Origin of the sequence: Catenulispora sp. GP43 (genome assembly GCF_041260665.1) — a bacterium.
Classification (GTDB): Bacteria; Actinomycetota; Actinomycetes; order Streptomycetales; family Catenulisporaceae; genus Catenulispora.
Map to the genome: position 1 here is coordinate 128,909 of NZ_JBGCCT010000015.1, position 15,715 is coordinate 144,623.

At 71.7% G+C, this 15,715-nt stretch carries 18 protein-coding genes, 1 pseudogene and 1 riboswitch; of the genes and pseudogenes, 10 read left to right on the forward strand and 9 right to left on the reverse strand.

The genetic code is table 11. The features are described 5' to 3' along the window. Window positions 1–44: 44 nt before the first annotated feature. Both ABH926_RS28400 and ABH926_RS28405 read right to left on the reverse strand, forming a co-directional pair. Entirely contained in the window at window positions 45–668 is a 624-nt protein-coding gene (locus tag ABH926_RS28400; RefSeq protein ID WP_370368877.1) for an SGNH/GDSL hydrolase family protein, read from the reverse strand. Between the two features lie 62 nt (window positions 669–730). Continuing rightward, the gene (locus ABH926_RS28405; RefSeq protein WP_370368878.1) at window positions 731–1,315 is read right to left on the reverse strand and encodes a TetR/AcrR family transcriptional regulator; all 585 of its coding nucleotides are present in this window, start codon (window positions 1,313–1,315) and stop codon (window positions 731–733) included. A gap of 119 nt (window positions 1,316–1,434) precedes the next feature. Between ABH926_RS28405 and ABH926_RS28410 the strand changes: the two genes are divergently transcribed. Next, window positions 1,435–2,259, forward strand: a complete 825-nt coding sequence (locus ABH926_RS28410; protein ID WP_370368880.1) for an SDR family oxidoreductase — start codon at window positions 1,435–1,437, stop codon at window positions 2,257–2,259. Window positions 2,260–2,553: 294 nt separating this feature from the next. Here the strand turns inward: ABH926_RS28410 and ABH926_RS28415 are convergent. Continuing rightward, window positions 2,554–2,640, reverse strand: a pseudogene (locus ABH926_RS28415) (LysR family transcriptional regulator); the annotation flags it as partial. Window positions 2,641–2,743: 103 nt separating this feature from the next. Here ABH926_RS28415 and ABH926_RS28420 point away from each other — a divergent pair. The 3 genes from ABH926_RS28420 to ABH926_RS28430 are packed head-to-tail and all read left to right on the forward strand — an operon-like array spanning window position 2,744 to window position 4,827. Next, entirely contained in the window at window positions 2,744–3,718 is a 975-nt protein-coding gene (locus ABH926_RS28420; RefSeq protein WP_370368881.1) for a zinc-binding alcohol dehydrogenase family protein, read from the forward strand. 4 nt (window positions 3,719–3,722) lie between these two features. Then, window positions 3,723–4,379 carry a ScbR family autoregulator-binding transcription factor gene (locus tag ABH926_RS28425; protein ID WP_370368882.1) on the forward strand — a complete coding sequence of 219 codons (657 nt, stop codon included), beginning with the start codon at window positions 3,723–3,725 and terminating at the stop codon, window positions 4,377–4,379. A gap of 58 nt (window positions 4,380–4,437) precedes the next feature. Beyond that, the gene (locus ABH926_RS28430; protein WP_370368883.1) at window positions 4,438–4,827 is read left to right on the forward strand and encodes a PPOX class F420-dependent oxidoreductase; all 390 of its coding nucleotides are present in this window, start codon (window positions 4,438–4,440) and stop codon (window positions 4,825–4,827) included. A gap of 24 nt (window positions 4,828–4,851) precedes the next feature. Here the strand turns inward: ABH926_RS28430 and ABH926_RS28435 are convergent, their stop codons facing one another. Beyond that, window positions 4,852–5,412 (reverse strand): dihydrofolate reductase family protein, encoded by a 561-nt coding sequence (locus ABH926_RS28435; protein ID WP_370368884.1) that lies wholly within the window; start codon window positions 5,410–5,412, stop codon window positions 4,852–4,854. A 67-nt stretch (window positions 5,413–5,479) separates the two neighbouring features. Next, window positions 5,480–5,727: riboswitch (cobalamin riboswitch) on the forward strand. Window positions 5,728–5,855: 128 nt separating this feature from the next. Between ABH926_RS28435 and ABH926_RS28440 the strand changes: the two genes are divergently transcribed. From ABH926_RS28440 to ABH926_RS28460, 5 genes are read left to right on the forward strand one after another with little or no spacing between them, the layout of a single operon-like run. Beyond that, complete coding sequence (locus ABH926_RS28440; protein WP_370368885.1) at window positions 5,856–8,321, forward strand: ribonucleoside-diphosphate reductase subunit alpha; 2,466 nt, start codon at window positions 5,856–5,858, stop codon at window positions 8,319–8,321. Between the two features lie 14 nt (window positions 8,322–8,335). Then, entirely contained in the window at window positions 8,336–9,331 is a 996-nt protein-coding gene (locus ABH926_RS28445) for a ribonucleotide-diphosphate reductase subunit beta (RefSeq protein ID WP_370368886.1), read from the forward strand. A gap of 43 nt (window positions 9,332–9,374) precedes the next feature. Then, on the forward strand, window positions 9,375–10,109 hold the full coding sequence (locus ABH926_RS28450; RefSeq protein ID WP_370368888.1) for a helical backbone metal receptor: 735 nt from the start codon (window positions 9,375–9,377) through the stop codon (window positions 10,107–10,109). A gap of 56 nt (window positions 10,110–10,165) precedes the next feature. Beyond that, window positions 10,166–10,771: a ClpP family protease gene (locus tag ABH926_RS28455; RefSeq protein WP_370368890.1), complete on the forward strand. Its 606-nt coding sequence runs from the start codon at window positions 10,166–10,168 to the stop codon at window positions 10,769–10,771. Then, the gene (locus ABH926_RS28460) at window positions 10,768–11,376 is read left to right on the forward strand and encodes a ClpP family protease (protein WP_370368891.1); all 609 of its coding nucleotides are present in this window, start codon (window positions 10,768–10,770) and stop codon (window positions 11,374–11,376) included. Before ABH926_RS28455 ends, ABH926_RS28460 begins: the two co-directional genes overlap by 4 nt. Window positions 11,377–11,439: 63 nt before the next feature. On the opposite strand, the gene ABH926_RS28465 is transcribed toward ABH926_RS28460, so the two are convergent. Together ABH926_RS28465 and ABH926_RS28470 are read right to left on the reverse strand one after the other, a co-directional pair. Continuing rightward, the gene (locus ABH926_RS28465; protein ID WP_370368892.1) at window positions 11,440–11,967 is read right to left on the reverse strand and encodes an STM3941 family protein; all 528 of its coding nucleotides are present in this window, start codon (window positions 11,965–11,967) and stop codon (window positions 11,440–11,442) included. Window positions 11,968–12,035: 68 nt separating this feature from the next. Next, window positions 12,036–12,488, reverse strand: a complete 453-nt coding sequence (locus ABH926_RS28470) for a helix-turn-helix domain-containing protein (protein ID WP_370368893.1) — start codon at window positions 12,486–12,488, stop codon at window positions 12,036–12,038. 93 nt (window positions 12,489–12,581) lie between these two features. Here ABH926_RS28470 and ABH926_RS28475 point away from each other — a divergent pair, with 93 nt between their 5' ends. After that, window positions 12,582–13,058, forward strand: coding sequence for a hypothetical protein (locus ABH926_RS28475; protein WP_370368894.1), 477 nt, complete (start codon window positions 12,582–12,584; stop codon window positions 13,056–13,058). A gap of 107 nt (window positions 13,059–13,165) precedes the next feature. Here the strand turns inward: ABH926_RS28475 and ABH926_RS28480 are convergent, their stop codons facing one another. The 3 genes from ABH926_RS28480 to ABH926_RS28490 all read right to left on the reverse strand — a co-directional run bounded on the left by ABH926_RS28480 (window position 13,166) and on the right by ABH926_RS28490 (window position 15,703). After that, window positions 13,166–13,807 carry a GntR family transcriptional regulator gene (locus ABH926_RS28480; RefSeq protein ID WP_370368895.1) on the reverse strand — a complete coding sequence of 214 codons (642 nt, stop codon included), beginning with the start codon at window positions 13,805–13,807 and terminating at the stop codon, window positions 13,166–13,168. A 64-nt stretch (window positions 13,808–13,871) separates the two neighbouring features. Then, on the reverse strand, window positions 13,872–14,618 hold the full coding sequence (locus tag ABH926_RS28485) for an SDR family NAD(P)-dependent oxidoreductase (RefSeq protein WP_370369016.1): 747 nt from the start codon (window positions 14,616–14,618) through the stop codon (window positions 13,872–13,874). Next, window positions 14,618–15,703 (reverse strand): ATP-NAD kinase family protein, encoded by a 1,086-nt coding sequence (locus ABH926_RS28490; RefSeq protein WP_370368896.1) that lies wholly within the window; start codon window positions 15,701–15,703, stop codon window positions 14,618–14,620. The genes ABH926_RS28485 and ABH926_RS28490 overlap by 1 nt, the downstream gene beginning before the upstream one ends. Between the last annotated feature and the right edge of the window lie 12 nt (window positions 15,704–15,715).

The window sequence follows — 15,715 nt, forward strand, 5'->3', positions numbered from 1 at the left end:
TCATCCCGGTCACGCCCGATGAGCGATGATTTGGGCCCGCGCCGTCAGATCTCCAGCGCCCGCATGAAGGCGTCGGCGATCAGCGCGTGGCCCGCCAGGTTCGGGTGGATCCGGTCGTTCGCCCAGTCCTTCGACGCCGTGCTCTCCAGCGCCACGTCGAACACCCGCTGCGTGGGGATGTGCACCGCGTCGAACTCCTCGGCCAGGCCCGCGACCGCGGTCACGAACCTGTCGCTGGCGGCGCGCTGCGGCTCGGCGGGGTCCGGCTCGATGATGTAGGGATCGGCCAGGATCAGGCGGCAGCCGGTCTCCTCGACCGCCTGGCGCAGAAGCGTGCGCAGAGTCTGGATGTATTCCTCGAGCGGGACGGCGTTCTCCGGGTGGCCGTCGAAGGCGCGCCAGACGTCGTTGATCCCGATCATCACCGACAGCCAGTCCGGGCGCGGGGCCAGCGCGTCGGCCTCCCAGCGGCCGGCCATGTGGCGGACCGTGTTCCCGCTGACGCCCCGGTTGGTCCAGGTCAGGCGGGCTTCCGGGTGCCGGGCGGTGGTGAACGCCCGCAGCAGGCTGACGTATCCGTCGCCGTAGGGGGCATTCTCCTCGCGGCGCCCGCAGTCGGTGATGCTGTCGCCGATGAGAAGGATGTGCTGGCCGTCCTTGAAGAACACAGGTCTTGCCTTCCGATGCGCGCGCGGATTGGAACATCCGATCTTCTCCCGGCGTGACCCGATCAGGCGAGCGTGTCGATCCAGCCTTCGAGACGGCGGCCCTGCGTCGTCATCACTTCCGGGTCGCGCAGCGCGTTGGCCAGCACTGACATGCCCTGATAGGCCGCGACGAGCTCCACGGCCAGATCGTGCGCGTCGGCCCGGCCGAGCTCGGCGAACTGCGCCTCGGCCCAGTCGATGAGCGCGCGCAGCACGCCGGCGGCGGTCTGGTCCAGGCCGTCCTCCCGCTTGTCGAGCTCGGCGGCCAGGGTGCCGAACGGGCAGCCGTAACGGGCCGCGACCTCGCGCTGCGCCACCCAGCCGGCGATCAGGGCCTTGAGCCGGGCAGCTGGGTCGGGCAGCTGGTCGAGCTGCGCGGTGAGGTCGGCCAGCCGGCCGCGGTGCGCCCCGAGGGCGGCCTCGATCAGCTGGTCCTTGGTCTTGAAGTAGTAGTAGACGTTCCCGAGCGGGACGTCGGCGGCCTGCGCGATGTCGTTGAGCGTGGTGCGCTCCACGCCCTGCTGGTGGAAGACCTCCGCGGCCGCCGAGGCCAGCCGCTCGCGCTTGCCGCCCCGGGACGCCGTCTTCCGCGGCTCTGAGTCAGTCACCTGACTGAGGATAGACAACCCGCGCCGGGATCGGCTAGCGTTCAACTCAGTTAGCCAACTAACTCACCACTGCCTCACGCCGCGGAACGTGGTCTGAGCTGCTGAATTGGGGACGAGAAATGATCGTTGTGACAGGTGCCACCGGGAACGTCGGCCGGACTCTCGTGCGGACGCTGGCCACCGCCGGACACGCGGTGACCGCCGTCTCGCGGCATATTCAGGACGCCGACGTCCCGGCCGGCGTCCGCGCCGTCGCCGCCGACCTCGGCGAGCCGACCGGCCTGACGGACGCGCTGCGCGGCGCGAAAGCCCTGTTCCTGCTGGTCGCGGGCGACGACCCGGCCGGAGTGCTGGCGCAGGCCGAGGCCGCCGGAGTCACCCGGGTGGTGCTGGTCTCCTCGCAGGGCGTCGGCACCCGCCCCGGCGGCGCCTACGAGCACGCCGCGCGGTTCGAACAGGCCGTCGCCGCGTCAGGACTCGGCTACACCATCCTGCGCTCGGGCGGCCTGGACTCCAACGCCTTCGCCTGGATCGAGCCGATCCGCGCGCAGCGCATCGCGCCGGCCCCGTTCGCCGAGGTCGGGCTGCCGTTCGTGGACCCGGACGACGTGGCCGCGGTGGCCGCCGCGGTCCTCACCGAGGACGGCCACACCGGGGCCACCTACGTGCTCACCGGCCCGGCGCCGACCACCCCGCGGCAGCGCACGGCGGCCATCGCCGAGGCGATAGGCGCGCCGGTGACGTTCGTCGAGATGTCGCGCGAGGAGGCCGCCGCCCAGATGGCGCAGTTCATGCCGCCGGCGGTGGTCGAGGGGACCCTGACGATCCTCGGCGAGCCGACGGCCGCGGAGCAGGGCGTCAGCCCGGACGTGGAGCGGATCCTCGGGCGGCCGGCGGCGGCGTTCAGCGTGTGGGCTGAGCGGAACGCTGCGGCGTTCCGCTGATCAGCCTGGTCCCCGACATCGTCGATCAGTAGTCTGAGCTGCTGCGGCGTTCGCGAACACGTCGCAGAGGCGTGGGGACGACGGGGTGGAGGCACTGGCGCCGCAGATGATCGGCGGCCGCTACCGGCTGGATCGGGAACTGGCCGCTGGCGGATTCGGGGCGGTGTGGCAGGCCTACGACAGCGTGCTGCGGGTCGAGGTCGCGATCAAGCAGGTGCGGATCGATCCGTACGCCACCGGCGCCGATCGCGCGAAAGCCGTGGCCCGGGCCGAGCACGAGGCGCGGAACGCCGACTGCACGATCGACAGCCGCTCGGCGGCGCGGCCGAAGTGCAGCTCCTCGGCCACGGCGAGGAAGTACTTGAGTTGGCGCAGTTCCACAGTCCCCTGAGCGTACGCGGGTCGCGGTCGACAAGAAACCGGCCAGCCGGTATTTTTTGTCGAGCGGCATCAGCCGCGGCACCGACACGGGAGGGGACCCATCATGAAGGCCATCCAGTTCAGCGCACCCGGCGGCCCGGAGAACGTCGCAGAGGCCGACATCGCCGCGCCGGCCCCGGCTGCCGGGCAGCTCGCGATCGCCGTGCGCTTCGCCGGCTTGAACTTCGTGGACGTACTGGCGCGGCGCGGGGCGCCGGGGTACGCGAGCAGTTGGCCGTTCGTGCCGGGCATGGAGGTCGGCGGTGAGGTGACCGCGCTCGGGGAGGGCGTGAGCGGCTTCGCGGTCGGGGACGCCGTCGTGGCATTCACCGTGGACGGCGGCGGCCTGGCCGAGACCGTGGTCGCCGAGGCCGGGCTGGCCGCGCGGGTGCCGGACGGACTGGCCCTGGAAACCGCCACCACCGTCCCGCTCACCTGGGCCACCGCGGTCGGCCTGGCGCGGGCCGCGCACGTCGCCGCCGACGACCGGGTCCTGGTCACCGGCGGGGGCGGCGGCGTGGGCGAGGCGCTGGCCGCGGTCCTGGCGCTGCGGCAGCCGAAGGCGCTGGTCGGCGGCACCAGCGCGCGCTCGGCCGGCTCGCTGGCCGCCGCCTACCGGCCGGCGATCCGCGACGCCGAGTTCGTCGCCAACGCCCGCAAGGCCGCCGACGGCGCGCTGTTCGACGTGGTCCTGGAGTCCATCGGCGGCGACGTGTCCGCCGCGATGCCCGGCCTGCTCGCCCCCGGCGGCCGGCTGGTCAGCTACGGCGCCGCCGCCGGCCAGCCCGACCCGGACGCCCCGACGCTGGCCGAGCTGCGCCGCAACAACTGGACCACGGCCGGCTTCAGCATCATCAACCGGGCCCGGGGCGACGCGAGCGCGGTCGGCGGCCTCATCGCGGGGGTCTTCGCCCTCACCGCCGAGGGGCTGGCCATCCCGGCGCCGCGGGTCATCGGCTGGGACGAGGCGATCGAGGCCCACGTCGCGCAGGCCGAGAACCGCAGCCCGGGCAAGACCGTCGTCGCGGTCCGGGGCTGAGCACGTGACGCCGCCGCCGGCCGACCCCCGCTCCCGCTCCGACCACCGCTCGCGCGCCGAGCCCACCCAGGAGCGGGCCCGCCGCACCCGCCGGGCCATCGTGCTGGCCGCGGCGGAGTGCTTCGCAGAGGTCGGCTATGCGGCGGCTACCACCAGCGAGATCGCCGCGCGTGCCGGCGTCACCAAGGGCGCGCTGGCTTTCCACTTCCCGGCCAAGGCGAGTCTGGTCGTGGCGATCCTGCGCGAGTGCTACGAGCAGTGGCCCGCGGTGATCGCCGAAGCCCGGCCGGGCAACGACCGCGTGCTGGACCTGCTCGGCGAGATCTTCGCCCGGGTGGCGGCGCAGATCCGCGCGGACCCGGTCGTCCGCGCGACCGTCCGCCTGCAGGCCGAGCGCTCGCAGATCGCCGAGCCGGTGCCCCTGCCCTTCGTGGACTGGATCGCCACCGCGACAGGGCTCTTCCGCACCGCCGCCGAACAGGGCGAACTGCGCGCCGACGCCGATCCCGCGGCCCTGGCCCGGGCCTCGATCGCCGGCTTCCAGGGCGTCCAGCACGTGTCCGGCATCCTCGCGGGCCACGCCGACGTCGCCGACCGGGTCGCCGAGTGGTGGGCCGTGATGCGCACGGGCATCGCAGCCCCCGGCGATCACGATTCGTGATCCCAGCAAGTCCGACTCTCCCCTTGCCCGTTCCCGCACACCGCGTTGGAGTAGAGCCATGTCCGTCATCCCCGATTCCCACGCCGACCTGCTCGAGCGCCCGGTCTTCTGCCACCTGGCGACCATCCGCGCCGACGGCACCCCGCACGTGAACCCCATGTGGTTCCTGTGGGACGGCGAGTTCCTGTCCTTCACCACCTCGACCAAGCGCGCGAAGTACAAGGAGCTCAGCGAGCGCCCGAGCGCCGCGGTCTCCATCAACGACCCCGACGCGCCGTACCGCTACCTGGAGCTGCGCGGCACCGTGGAGCGCATCGAGCCGGACCCGGAGGGCGCGTTCTTCGGCGTGCTGGCCGACCGCTACTCGCTGCCGATGGACGGCACGGTGGGCGACGCGCCGACCCGCGTGCGGATCTACCTGCGGCCGGTGCACGCGACCTTCCAGTAGTCAGCCCGCTGATCGGCCCGTCGGTCAGCCGGTGACGGCGTAGCGCAGGAAGACGACGCCGCCGGCGAAGCGGCGCTCGTCCACGAGCTCGAGCCGCATGCGCACATCCTGGGGCAGGGCGGCCTTGCCGCCGCCCACCAGGATCGGGTTCAGCAGCAGCTGGATCTCGTCCACCAGGCCCGCGGCGATCGCCTGGCCGGCCAGCTCGGCGCCGCCGATGGTCAGGTCGGTCGGCGAGGTCTCCTTGAGCTGCTGGACGGCGCCGACGTCGAACTCCCGCTCCAGCCGCGTCCGGGCGGTCGGAACGGATGCGAGCGTCCGCGAGTAGACGATCTTCTCGGCCGCCCGCCAGATCCGTGCGTAGTCACTCGACACGGGACCGGCGTCGGGCCCGGCGCCCTCGGTCTCCCAGTACCGCATCGTCTCGTACATCCGGCGGCCGTAGAGGTAGGTGCCGATGCCGCGTTCGAGGTCGTTGACGAACGCGTGCACTTCCTCGTCGGGCGCGGCCCACTCGAAGGCGCCGCCGGCGTCCTCCACGTACCCGTCGAGCGAGGCGATCGCCGAATAGATCAACTTGGCCATGCTCCATCTTCGCAGAAGCCCTCTGACATACAGCATGTTGATTGGAGATTCCGACCCGCCACAAGATATGGTGTCCGACGCAGCTGGTTCGGCCACCACCCCAAGCAGGGCGGCGGCCGAGGCAAGAGGGAACCCGGTGGGAAACCGGGACTGCCCCGCAGCGGTGAGTGGGAACGACCGCCGTCGTGCACACTGGGCCACCGAACGCCTTCGGGCGGGCCTGGGAAGTGACGGCCAGTAGGGTCCCGGAGCGGATTCGCCCGCCCCCGGGAACGCCCGCGAGTCCGAAGACCTGCCAGCCGTGCCGTGCCCGGACGTGGGGCACGGCTGGTCCGAGGCCGCGTGGGACGGCTGACGGCGGAACGCGTCGCGGCTTTCGCGCGCCTTCCGGTGTCTGCTCGCCCTGGGTCCGGACCGGACCTACGACTGGCGAGGAGAAGGTTGTGACGGTCACCCAGGTCGGCCCCACGGAGCTCGGGCTGCCGGAATCGGGCCCTGGTCAGGGGACCGCGGCGGCACCGGTCGCCCTGGCAGCGGTCCCCACACCAGCGCGCGCGGGGGCGCAGCCGGCGTCGCAGGACCAGTCCGCCGAGCAGGCGCTGGAACAGCGGATCGCCGCCTGGTCCGCGGACCTCCCCGATGTCGACGCCGCCCGCGTCGCGCGCAAGACGTTCGCCGGCCTGCCGCCGGCCGCGACCGCCGGCCAGATCGCCGACCTCGCCGTCCAGAGCGCCGCCGAGCTGATCGGCGAGGAGCCGCAGTACTCGAAGCTCGCCGCCCGCCTGCTGTCCGGGGTCGTCGCCGGCGAGGCCGCGGGCCAGGGCGCGACCTCCTTCAGCGCGTCCATCGCCGTCGGGCATCGGGAGGGCCTGATCGGCGACGAGACCGCCGCCCTGGTCGCCGCCTCGGCCGCGGCGTTCGACGCGGCCATCGACCCCGACGGCGACCTGCGCTTCGAGTACTTCGGCCTGCGCACCGTCTACGACCGCTATCTGCTGCGCCACCCGGTGACCCGCCGCGTCATCGAGACGCCGCAGCACTTCCTGCTGCGCGTGGCCGCCGGGCTGTCGCAGGACCCGCAAGAGGCCGTCGGCTTCTACCGCCTGATGTCCTCGCTGGCCTACCTGCCCAGCTCCCCCACGCTGTTCAACTCCGGCACCCGGCACACCCAGATGTCGTCGTGCTACCTCGTGGACTCCCCGCGCGACGAGCTGGACTCCATCTACGACCGCTACCACCAGGTCGCACGGCTGTCGAAGTTCGCCGGCGGCATCGGCATCGGCTTCTCCCGGGTCCGCTCGCGCGGCGCGCTGATCCGCAGCACCAACGGCCGCTCGAACGGCATCGTCCCGTTCCTGCGCACGCTGGACTCCTCGGTCGCCGCGGTGAACCAGGGCGGCCGGCGCAAGGGCGCGGCGTGTGTGTACCTGGAGCCGTGGCACCCGGACATCGAGGAGTTCCTCCAGCTACGGGACAACACCGGCGAGGACGCGCGCCGCACGCACAACCTGAACCTGGCCAACTGGATCCCCGACGAGTTCATGCGGCGCGTCGAGGCCGACGGCCTGTGGTCCCTGATGGACCCCGACCAGGTACCGGAACTGCCGGACCTGTGGGGCGCGGAGTTCGACGCGGCGTACCGCGCGGCCGAGGCCGAGGGCCGCTACGTCCGGCAGGTCTCGGCGCGTGAGCTCTACGGCAAGATGATGCGCACGCTGGCGCAGACCGGCAACGGCTGGATGACGTTCAAAGACGCCTCGAACAAGCTCTGCAACCAGACCGGCGTCCCCGGCCCCGGCAAGAGCCAGAACACAGTGCACCTGTCGAATCTGTGCACTGAGATCATCGAGGTCTCCTCCGACGCCGAGACCGCGGTCTGCAACCTGGGCTCGATCAACCTGGCCGCGCACCTGACCCCGGCACGGGACGCGGTCGACTGGGACCGGCTGCGGGCCACGGTCCGCACCGCCGTGGTCTTCCTGGACCGCGTCATCGACATCAACTACTACCCGAGCGAGCAGACCGCGGCGTCGAACCCGCGCTGGCGTCCGGTCGGGCTGGGGCTGATGGGGCTGCAGGACGTGTTCTTCGCCCTGCGGCTGCCGTTCGACGACCCGCGGGCCCGGGAGCTGTCGACCCGGATCTCCGAGGAGATCTACCTGACGGCGCTGGAGACCTCGGCCGGGCTGGCCGAGGAGTTCGGCGCGCACCCGGCGTTCGCGGACACGCGGGCGGCGAAGGGCGACCTGCAGCCGGACCTGTGGAACGTCGCCACCTCGCCGGAGCTGGCCGCGCGCTGGAACGCGGTGCGCGGACGGGTCACCGCCACCGGCCTGCGCAACTCGCTGCTGGTGGCGATCGCCCCGACCGCGACCATCGCCTCCATCGCCGGCTGCTACGAGTGCATCGAGCCGCAGGTGTCGAACCTGTTCAAGCGCGAGACGCTCTCGGGTGAGTTCCTGCAGATCAACAGCGCGCTGGTCGGCGAGCTGAAGGCGCTGGGGCTGTGGACCCCGGCGGTGCGCGAGGCGATCAAGCGGGCCGAGGGGTCGGTGCAGGGCGTGGAGGCACTGCCGGCTGAGATCAGGGCCCTGTACCGGACGGCCTGGGAGCTGCCGCAGAAGGCGCTGATCGACCTGGCCGCCGCGCGCGGGCCGTTCGTCGACCAGTCGCAGTCGCTGAACCTGTTCCTGGCCGCGCCGACGATCGGGAAGCTGTCGTCGATGTACATGTACGCGTGGAAGGCCGGGCTGAAGTCGACGTACTACCTGCGCTCGCGGCCCGCGACGCGGATCCAGCAGGCGACGGTCGCCGCCACGGCCGCACCCGCCGACCTGCCGGTGATCGCCGATGACGACGCGATCGCCTGCTCGCTGGAGAACCCCGAAGCCTGCGAAGCCTGCCAGTAAAGGAAATCTGTCTCATGCTGCTCGACCCGGGTCTGGACCTGACCCTGCGCCCGATGCGCTACCCGCACTTCTTCGACCGCTACCGCGACGCGATCAAGAACACCTGGACCGTGGAGGAGGTGGACCTGCACAGCGACCTCACCGACCTGGACCGGCTCTCGCCGGCCGAGCGGCACCTGGTCTCCCGGCTGGTCGCGTTCTTCGCCACCGGCGACACGATCGTCGCGAACAACCTCGTGCTGAACCTGTACCAGCACGTCAACAGCCCCGAGGGCCGGCTGTACCTGTCGCGGCAGCTGTTCGAGGAGGCCGTGCACGTCCAGTTCTACCTGAACCTGCTCGACACCTACGTGCCCGACGAGGACGAGCGCACGGCGGCGTTCGCGGCCGTGGAGAACATCCCGTCGATCCGGCGCAAGGCAGAGTTCTGCTTCCGCTGGATCGACTCCCTGGGCGACCTGAAGCGCCTGGAGACGCGGGACGACCGCCGGGCGTTCCTGCTGAACCTGATCTGCTTCGCGGCGTGCATCGAGGGGCTGTTCTTCTACGGGGCCTTCGCCTACGTGTACTTCCTGCGCTCCCGGGGTCTGCTGCACGGCCTGGCCTCCGGCACCAACTGGGTGTTCCGCGACGAGTCGATGCACATGGCCTTCGCCTTCGACGTGGTGGAGACGGTGCGCGCCGAGGAGCCGGACTTGTTCGACGAGCAGATGGCGCAGCAGGTGCGCGAGATGCTCGCCGAGGCCGTGGAGTGCGAGACGCAGTTCGCCCAGGACCTGCTCGGCGCGGGGGTGTCGGGGCTGCCGGTGGCGGACATGCGCGCCTACCTGGAGCACGTCGCCGACCGGCGGCTGGAGCAGCTCGGGCTGGAGCCGGTGTACGGGACCGCGAACCCGCTGGGGTTCATGGAGCTCCAGGACGTGCAGGAACTGTCGAACTTCTTCGAGCGGCGGGTCTCGGCGTACCAGGTCGCGGTCGGCGGTAGCGTCTCGTTCGACGACGAGTTCTAGCAGGACGCGTTCTCAGCAGGACGCGTTCTAAAAGGAGGTCCGCATGCGGGTGGTATCCCTGGTGCCGTCGTTGACCGAGGCGATCACGGCGACGGCGCCGGGCCTGCTGGTCGGCGCGACGGCCTGGTGCACGCATCCGGCGGATCTGGACGTGGAGCGGATCGGCGGGACGAAGAACCCTGATGTCCCGCGGATCGTCACGCTGGCGCCGGATCTGGTGGTGGCGAACGAGGAGGAGAACCGGGAGGCCGACCTCGAGGCGTTGCGCGAGGCCGGGATCGCGGTGCTGCTGACCCGGATCCGGACCCTCGACGAGGCGTTCCGCGAACTGGACCGGATGCTGACCGATGGATGTGGGCTCGCCCGGCCGAGATGGCTGGACGAGGCGGAGGCCGCGTGGGCGGTGGCGACGGGGCTGGGGCCGACGCCACCGCCCGTCCCATCGGTCGTCCCGATCTGGCGGCGGCCGTGGATGGTGCTGGGGCGCGACACGTTCGCCGGCGACGTGCTGGCGCGGCTCGGCGTCCGGAACATCTACGCCGACCACGCCGAGCGCTACCCGAAGATCCCGTTGCCAGAGTTGGTCGCCGGCGGGGCCGAGCTCGTCGTGCTGCCCGACGAGCCCTATGCGTTCAGCGCCTCCGACGGCCCTGAAGCGTTCCCCGGCCTGCCCGCGGCCCTGGTCTCCGGACGGCATCTCACCTGGTACGGGCCCTCGCTCGTCACCGCCCCCGCCGTCCTGCGCCGCCAGCTTCGCCTTTCCGCTGCTGAGAGCTGATCCGCCCACAGCAGCAGCGCGTTCTCTGCCCGCCTTCCCCGGGGCACGGTGGAGGCATGGCAGAAGAAGAGAAGACGCCCCACTTCGGTTGGCGCACCCGCGAGCAGCTGTTCAGCCGGCGGATCGTGGTCCTGGACGGTGTGCTCGACGACGACAACGGGACGCTGCTGGCCACCCAGCTGCTGTCGCTGGCCACCGAGGACCCGGAGGCCGGGATCTCGCTGTGGATCCACTCCCCCGGCGGCTCGGTCCCGGCGATGCTGGCGATCCGCGACGTGATGCGGCTGGTGCCGTGCGAGGTCTCGACGCTCGCGCTGGGGCTGGCGTGCAGCGCCGGCCAGTTCCTGCTCTCGGCCGGCACGCCCGGCCGCCGCTTCGCCCTGCCGCATGCCAGGATCCTGATGCACCAGGGCTCGGCCGGCATCGGAGGCAGCGCGGTGGACGTCGAGGTGCAGGCCGACGATCTGCGGCACATGGTGAACACGGTGCTCGGCCTGATCGCCGCGGACACCGGCCAGCCCTACGACCGGGTCTTCGAGGACTCGCTGCACGACCGCTGGTTCACCGCGCAGCAGGCGAAGGACTACGGCTTCATCGACCACATCGTGGACTCGTTCGGACAGGTCGTGCCCGAACGCCGGCGGATCGGGATCTCGGCATGAGCAGCAGCGCGGCCACCATGAACTACGCCATCCCCTACGTGACCACCCAGCGCCCCGGCGGCGAGCGCGTCACGGACATCTACTCGCACCTGCTCTCAGAGCGCATCATCTACCTGGGCACGGCGATCGACGCCGGAGTGGCCAACGCCCTCATCGCCCAGCTCCTGCACCTGGAATCCGACGGCCCCGACCGCGAGATCAGCCTCTACGTGAACTGCGAAGGCGGCGACCTCACCTCAATGCTCGCGGTCTACGACACCATGCAGCACATCAAGGCCCCGATCCGCACCACCTGCGTCGGCCAGGCGATCGCCGTCGGCGCGGTCCTGCTGGCCGCCGGCACCCCGGGCCTGCGCTCGGTGCTCCCGCACGCCCGCGTGGTCCTGCACCAGCCGGCCGCCCGCGGCCAGGGCGCCATCCCCGACCTGATCATCCAGGCCGACGAACTGGTGCGCATGCGCAGCGAACTGGAGACCATCCTCACGCAGCACACCGGCCAGAGCGCCGAGCGGCTCCGCCACGACACCGACCGGGACCGGGTGTTCACGGCCGCGGCGGCGGTGGAGTACGGGCTCGCGGACCAGGTGCTGGGGCCTCGGGAGTAGAGCGGGGCGGCGGGGGGCTGGGGTCTGGGCGGGTCTCGGCGGCGGTCTCGCCGGCGCGGTGTCTCAGTCGGAGGACGGCGCGGCTTGCGTCCTCCCAAGAAACTGCTGGTGCCGCTGCTGCATCACGGCGAGGACTTCCTCCAGCGAGTCCGGCAGCGCCACGGCGGAGATCGTGACCGGCGAGAACCCCCAGCGCTCGTTCGTCCTGGCGAGCAGCTTCGCCGAGGCCGGACGACGGGCCAGATACCGGTCCGGATCGTGCAGGACCACTTCGATGACGGTCTTGGTCGTCGCCCGCACGGTGAAGCTCCGCATGGCGACGACTTCGACCTCACTCCAGGCGACACGGCCCAGCTGCCGGTGCTCGAACCCCTCGTCGGTCACCGTCAGCTCGGGCCCGCGCCGAACGAGCCGCAGGGCGGACAGCACCCCGGCATAGCCGAAGAACGGCACCGCGACGACAGCGACGGGCACCGTCCGGATCCCCGGATCCGCGACCGCCAGCCCTCCACTCACCACGACGAAGCCGAGCGCCCCGAGCGTCAGGAGCACCAGGCGCCCACGCGAAGGCAGAAAGATGGTAGGCGGCACAATCGCTCCCCCGGTCCGGGTGGAGGACCAGGGTAGCGTTCGAAGAAGAGCGCTGGAACACCCTCTGATCAGGCCGCCAGCGCCAGCATCACCGGCCCGCTCGCCGAACGGCGCGCCGCCAGCTCCCGCCGCACGGCCAACGCCTGGCGCGCCGCCGCATCCCGCTGCGCCACCATCACCGCAGCCTCCCGCCGCGCCCGCAGGTCATAGGCGACCGCCTCGGCGAGCCCGCCGAGCGTCGTCCCGAGCGCCCCGGCGACCGCCGCGATCATCTCGCTCGACGGCTCCTTGAGCCCGCGCTCCACCTCCGAGAGGTACTGCGGCGAGATCCCGGCCCGACGGGCCGTCTCGGCCAGACTCTCCCGATGCTGCCGCCGCAGCTCACGCAGCTGCTCGCCCAGCACCTCGCGCCACAGCGGCTCAGGCTTCGCCGGCTGCTCGGGCGTCGTCGGCTGCTTGGGCTTCGCCGGCTGATCGGCGCGGCCGCCTTGGATCACGTGCAGTCTCAGAGGCTCGGTCATACTTCGAGCGTACGGATCACAGGCGAGCGGAGTCCCGCTTGTCTGCTCTCAGCAGACACCGCTGCACAGAACGGGTGAGTTCAGGATGCGCGCATGACTCCCGAACCGGCAGAGCACGCCCGCTACCGCGGCTACCTGGAAGCCCTGTCGCAGGCGGCCGGCCCTGACGAGTCATCCGTGATCGCGGCGGTCTTGGGCGATCCCGACCAGGTCATGGCCGAGGCCGCAGTTCTCCGCCACCTGGATCTCAGGGCGGCGCGACTGGACGACGACGCCGCCTTCACAGCCTGGTCCCGACAGGTCGCCACCGCGATCCACGGACGCGAGCTGCTCGAGCGCCGGCTGCGCGAGTGGTCGCTGTCCGCGGACATCGACGCCGGGCGCCCCTGGAGCACAGCGGATCTGGGCGAAGCCTCGAACTGGCTTCAACTCCGAACCGCCGAGCACTCCAGGTCCCACCGCGCTCTGACGGTCCTCGCGTGCCAGGGGCGAACCCGTCGCATCAGGAGCGCGGCTCATGAGCGCCTCGATCGAGCCGATGAGCCACTCGCACGCCGATCGACCCAATGACGGTCCGCTGAGCTGCCCGCTGGCTGACTCGCTGGTCGACAAGCCAATCGGCCCGCTCAGCCACCCGCTGGCCGACTCGCCGACCGGCCCGCCGACCGCCCCGTCCCCTAACCCCCCAGCTTCTCCAGAATCCGATGCATCCCGCTCTCCCAGTTCCCCTTCAAAGCCGCCACCGCCCCCGCCACATCCCCGCCGACCAGGCACTCCGCGATCTTCTCGTGCTCCACCGCCGAGCGCTCCAGCACCTGGCGGTCGCCGACCACCACGCGCTCGTAGCGGTGCATCGTCAGCTTCAGGGTGGTGATCAGGTCCATCAGGCGGTCGTTGCGGCAGCCCGACAGGAGCTGGTCGTGCCACTCGTCGTCGTAGCGCTCTATCACGCCGAGCTCGGCCAGGGGCGCGGAGAAGGCGTGCGCCTCTTCCAGCAGGCGCGGCGCGATCTGCTTCAGGTGCTCGGGCGGCGAGAGTTCCAGGGCCAGGGACTCCAGGGTGGCGATGATCGTGGTCAGGTCGCGGAACTCCTGCGGGCTCATCGGGGCGAAGCGGAAGCCCTTGCCGCGCTCGCTGATGATGATGCCCTCGCGCTCCAGGCCGATCAGCGCCTCGCGCAGCGGGGTGCGGCTGACGCCCAGGTCGGCGGCCAGGTGCACCTCGTTGATCGGCTGGTCCGGGTCGAATTCGCCCCTGCCGAGGCGTTCCAGGAGCACGTCCTTGATCTGCTCGCGGAGCGGCCGCCGCTCGATCGCCATCCCGATGTCACCTCTCCCGCACAACCCGTCGCCCACATTGTTCCGCACCCCGTGCGGTTTTCCCTCACGCCGTCCCCGCGCCGTCCACGGTGATCACCGCCCCGCTCACGAAGGCCGCCGAGTCGGAGGCCAGGAACGCCACCATCTGCGCGATGTCCCGCGGCTGCCCGATGCGCCCCAGCGGCCGGTCGGCGGCGTCGGCGTAGAACGCGTCGACCGCCTCCCCGAGCTGGCGCGCCTCGTCGGCCAGCATCCCGGTGGCCGTGTCGCCGGGGCACACGCAGTTCACCCGGATGTTCTGCGGCCCGTGGTCGATGGCCATGGCCCGCGTCATGTTCACCACGGCCCCCTTCGACGCGCAGTACGAGATCGCGCTCGCCCCGCCCTTGATCCCCCACCCCGACCCGGTGTTGACGACGCTCCCGCCCCCGGCCGCCGCCATCAGCGGCACCACCCGCCGGCTCATCAGCAGGATCGACTTCACGTTGACCGCCATCACCAGATCCCAGTCGTCCTCGGCGATGTCCAGCACGGTCGAGCGCCGGATGATCCCGGCGTTGTTGAAGAGCACGTCGACACCCCCGTACGCGGCGACCGCCGCCGCCACGACAGCATCGCACTCCTCGGCGCGCGACACATCGCAGCGCACGAACACACCCCCGACCTCCTTCGCCGCCTCCTGCCCGCGCTCGGCGTCGAGGTCCGCGACCACCACCCCGGCGCCGAGCTCGGCGAGCACCGCGGCGGTGGCCCGCCCGATACCCGACGCGCCGCCGGTCACGATCGCGCTCCTACCGGTCAGGTCGATCATCATGACTGCCTTTCGCTCAGGGGATAAAGGATCGTACGGCGCCACCCCGTGACGACCCGCACATACCGGGGAAACTCCTGGTCAAGCGCATCATCGCCGGTGTCGACGAGCAGCGGACGCCCGCCGAGCGCCGCGACCTTCGCCTCGGTCGCGACGACGTGCAGCCGCTCCAGGCCCACCGCCCGCAGCACCTCGGGCGAGAGCTGCTGATTGCCCCGCCCGAGCAGGAACCCCTGCCCGCCGATGGGGGTCAGCGCGATGTGCGCGTGCGCCGGCCGGCCGGAGACGAGGTCGAGAAGCTGGTCCGCGCCGGCATCGGGGGCCAGGAGCTCATCCCCCTCGATGACGTTCACGCCGAGCACCGGGACCTCCAGGCCCCAGACGGCGGCGACCGCGCGGGTGGTCGTGCCCGGACCGAGGACGAGCAGGTCGCCCGGGCTCAGCAGCGCACGAAGCTCGGTGGCGATGCCGGCGACCGCATCGGGCGTGACACTGGAACTGCCGGTCTTGCGCTGCTGAACGCGCGCCGGAACGTCGGGCACCCGAAGGCAGCCGAACAGCCGCGGCGACCCGTCCACGCGATCGACGACTTCGGCGTCACGCAGCCCCGAGGCGATCGCCGCCACCTCCCCGGCCGCCCGAGGATTCACGGCGAACACCGCCGAGTGCATCTTCACACCGGTCGGAATGCCGAGCACCGGCACCGAATCGCCGACTGCTTCGAGGACATCGCGCGCCGTCCCGTCGCCACCGGCGAACAGCAGCAGATCGACGCGCGGCGCCAAAGCACGCGCCGCCGCGACAGTATCGGCGGCCGAAGTCGGCTCACCGGCGGCGAACACCACCTCGGGGACCAGTCCGGCAGCACGCGCCGCCTCCTCGCCCATAGCTCCGGCGACGGTCAACACTGCGACGTCCGGCCGCCGCGCCGCCAATTCGGTCAGCGCGACCGCCGCACGCTCCGCGGCCCGGGGCACCGCGCCCAACGCGAACGCCCGCGCCTGGACCTCCGCGCCGTCGCTGCCCTTGAGGCCGACCCGGCCGCCGACACCGGCGACCGGGTTCACCACCAGCCCCACTTTCACGAGCGGGCTCTC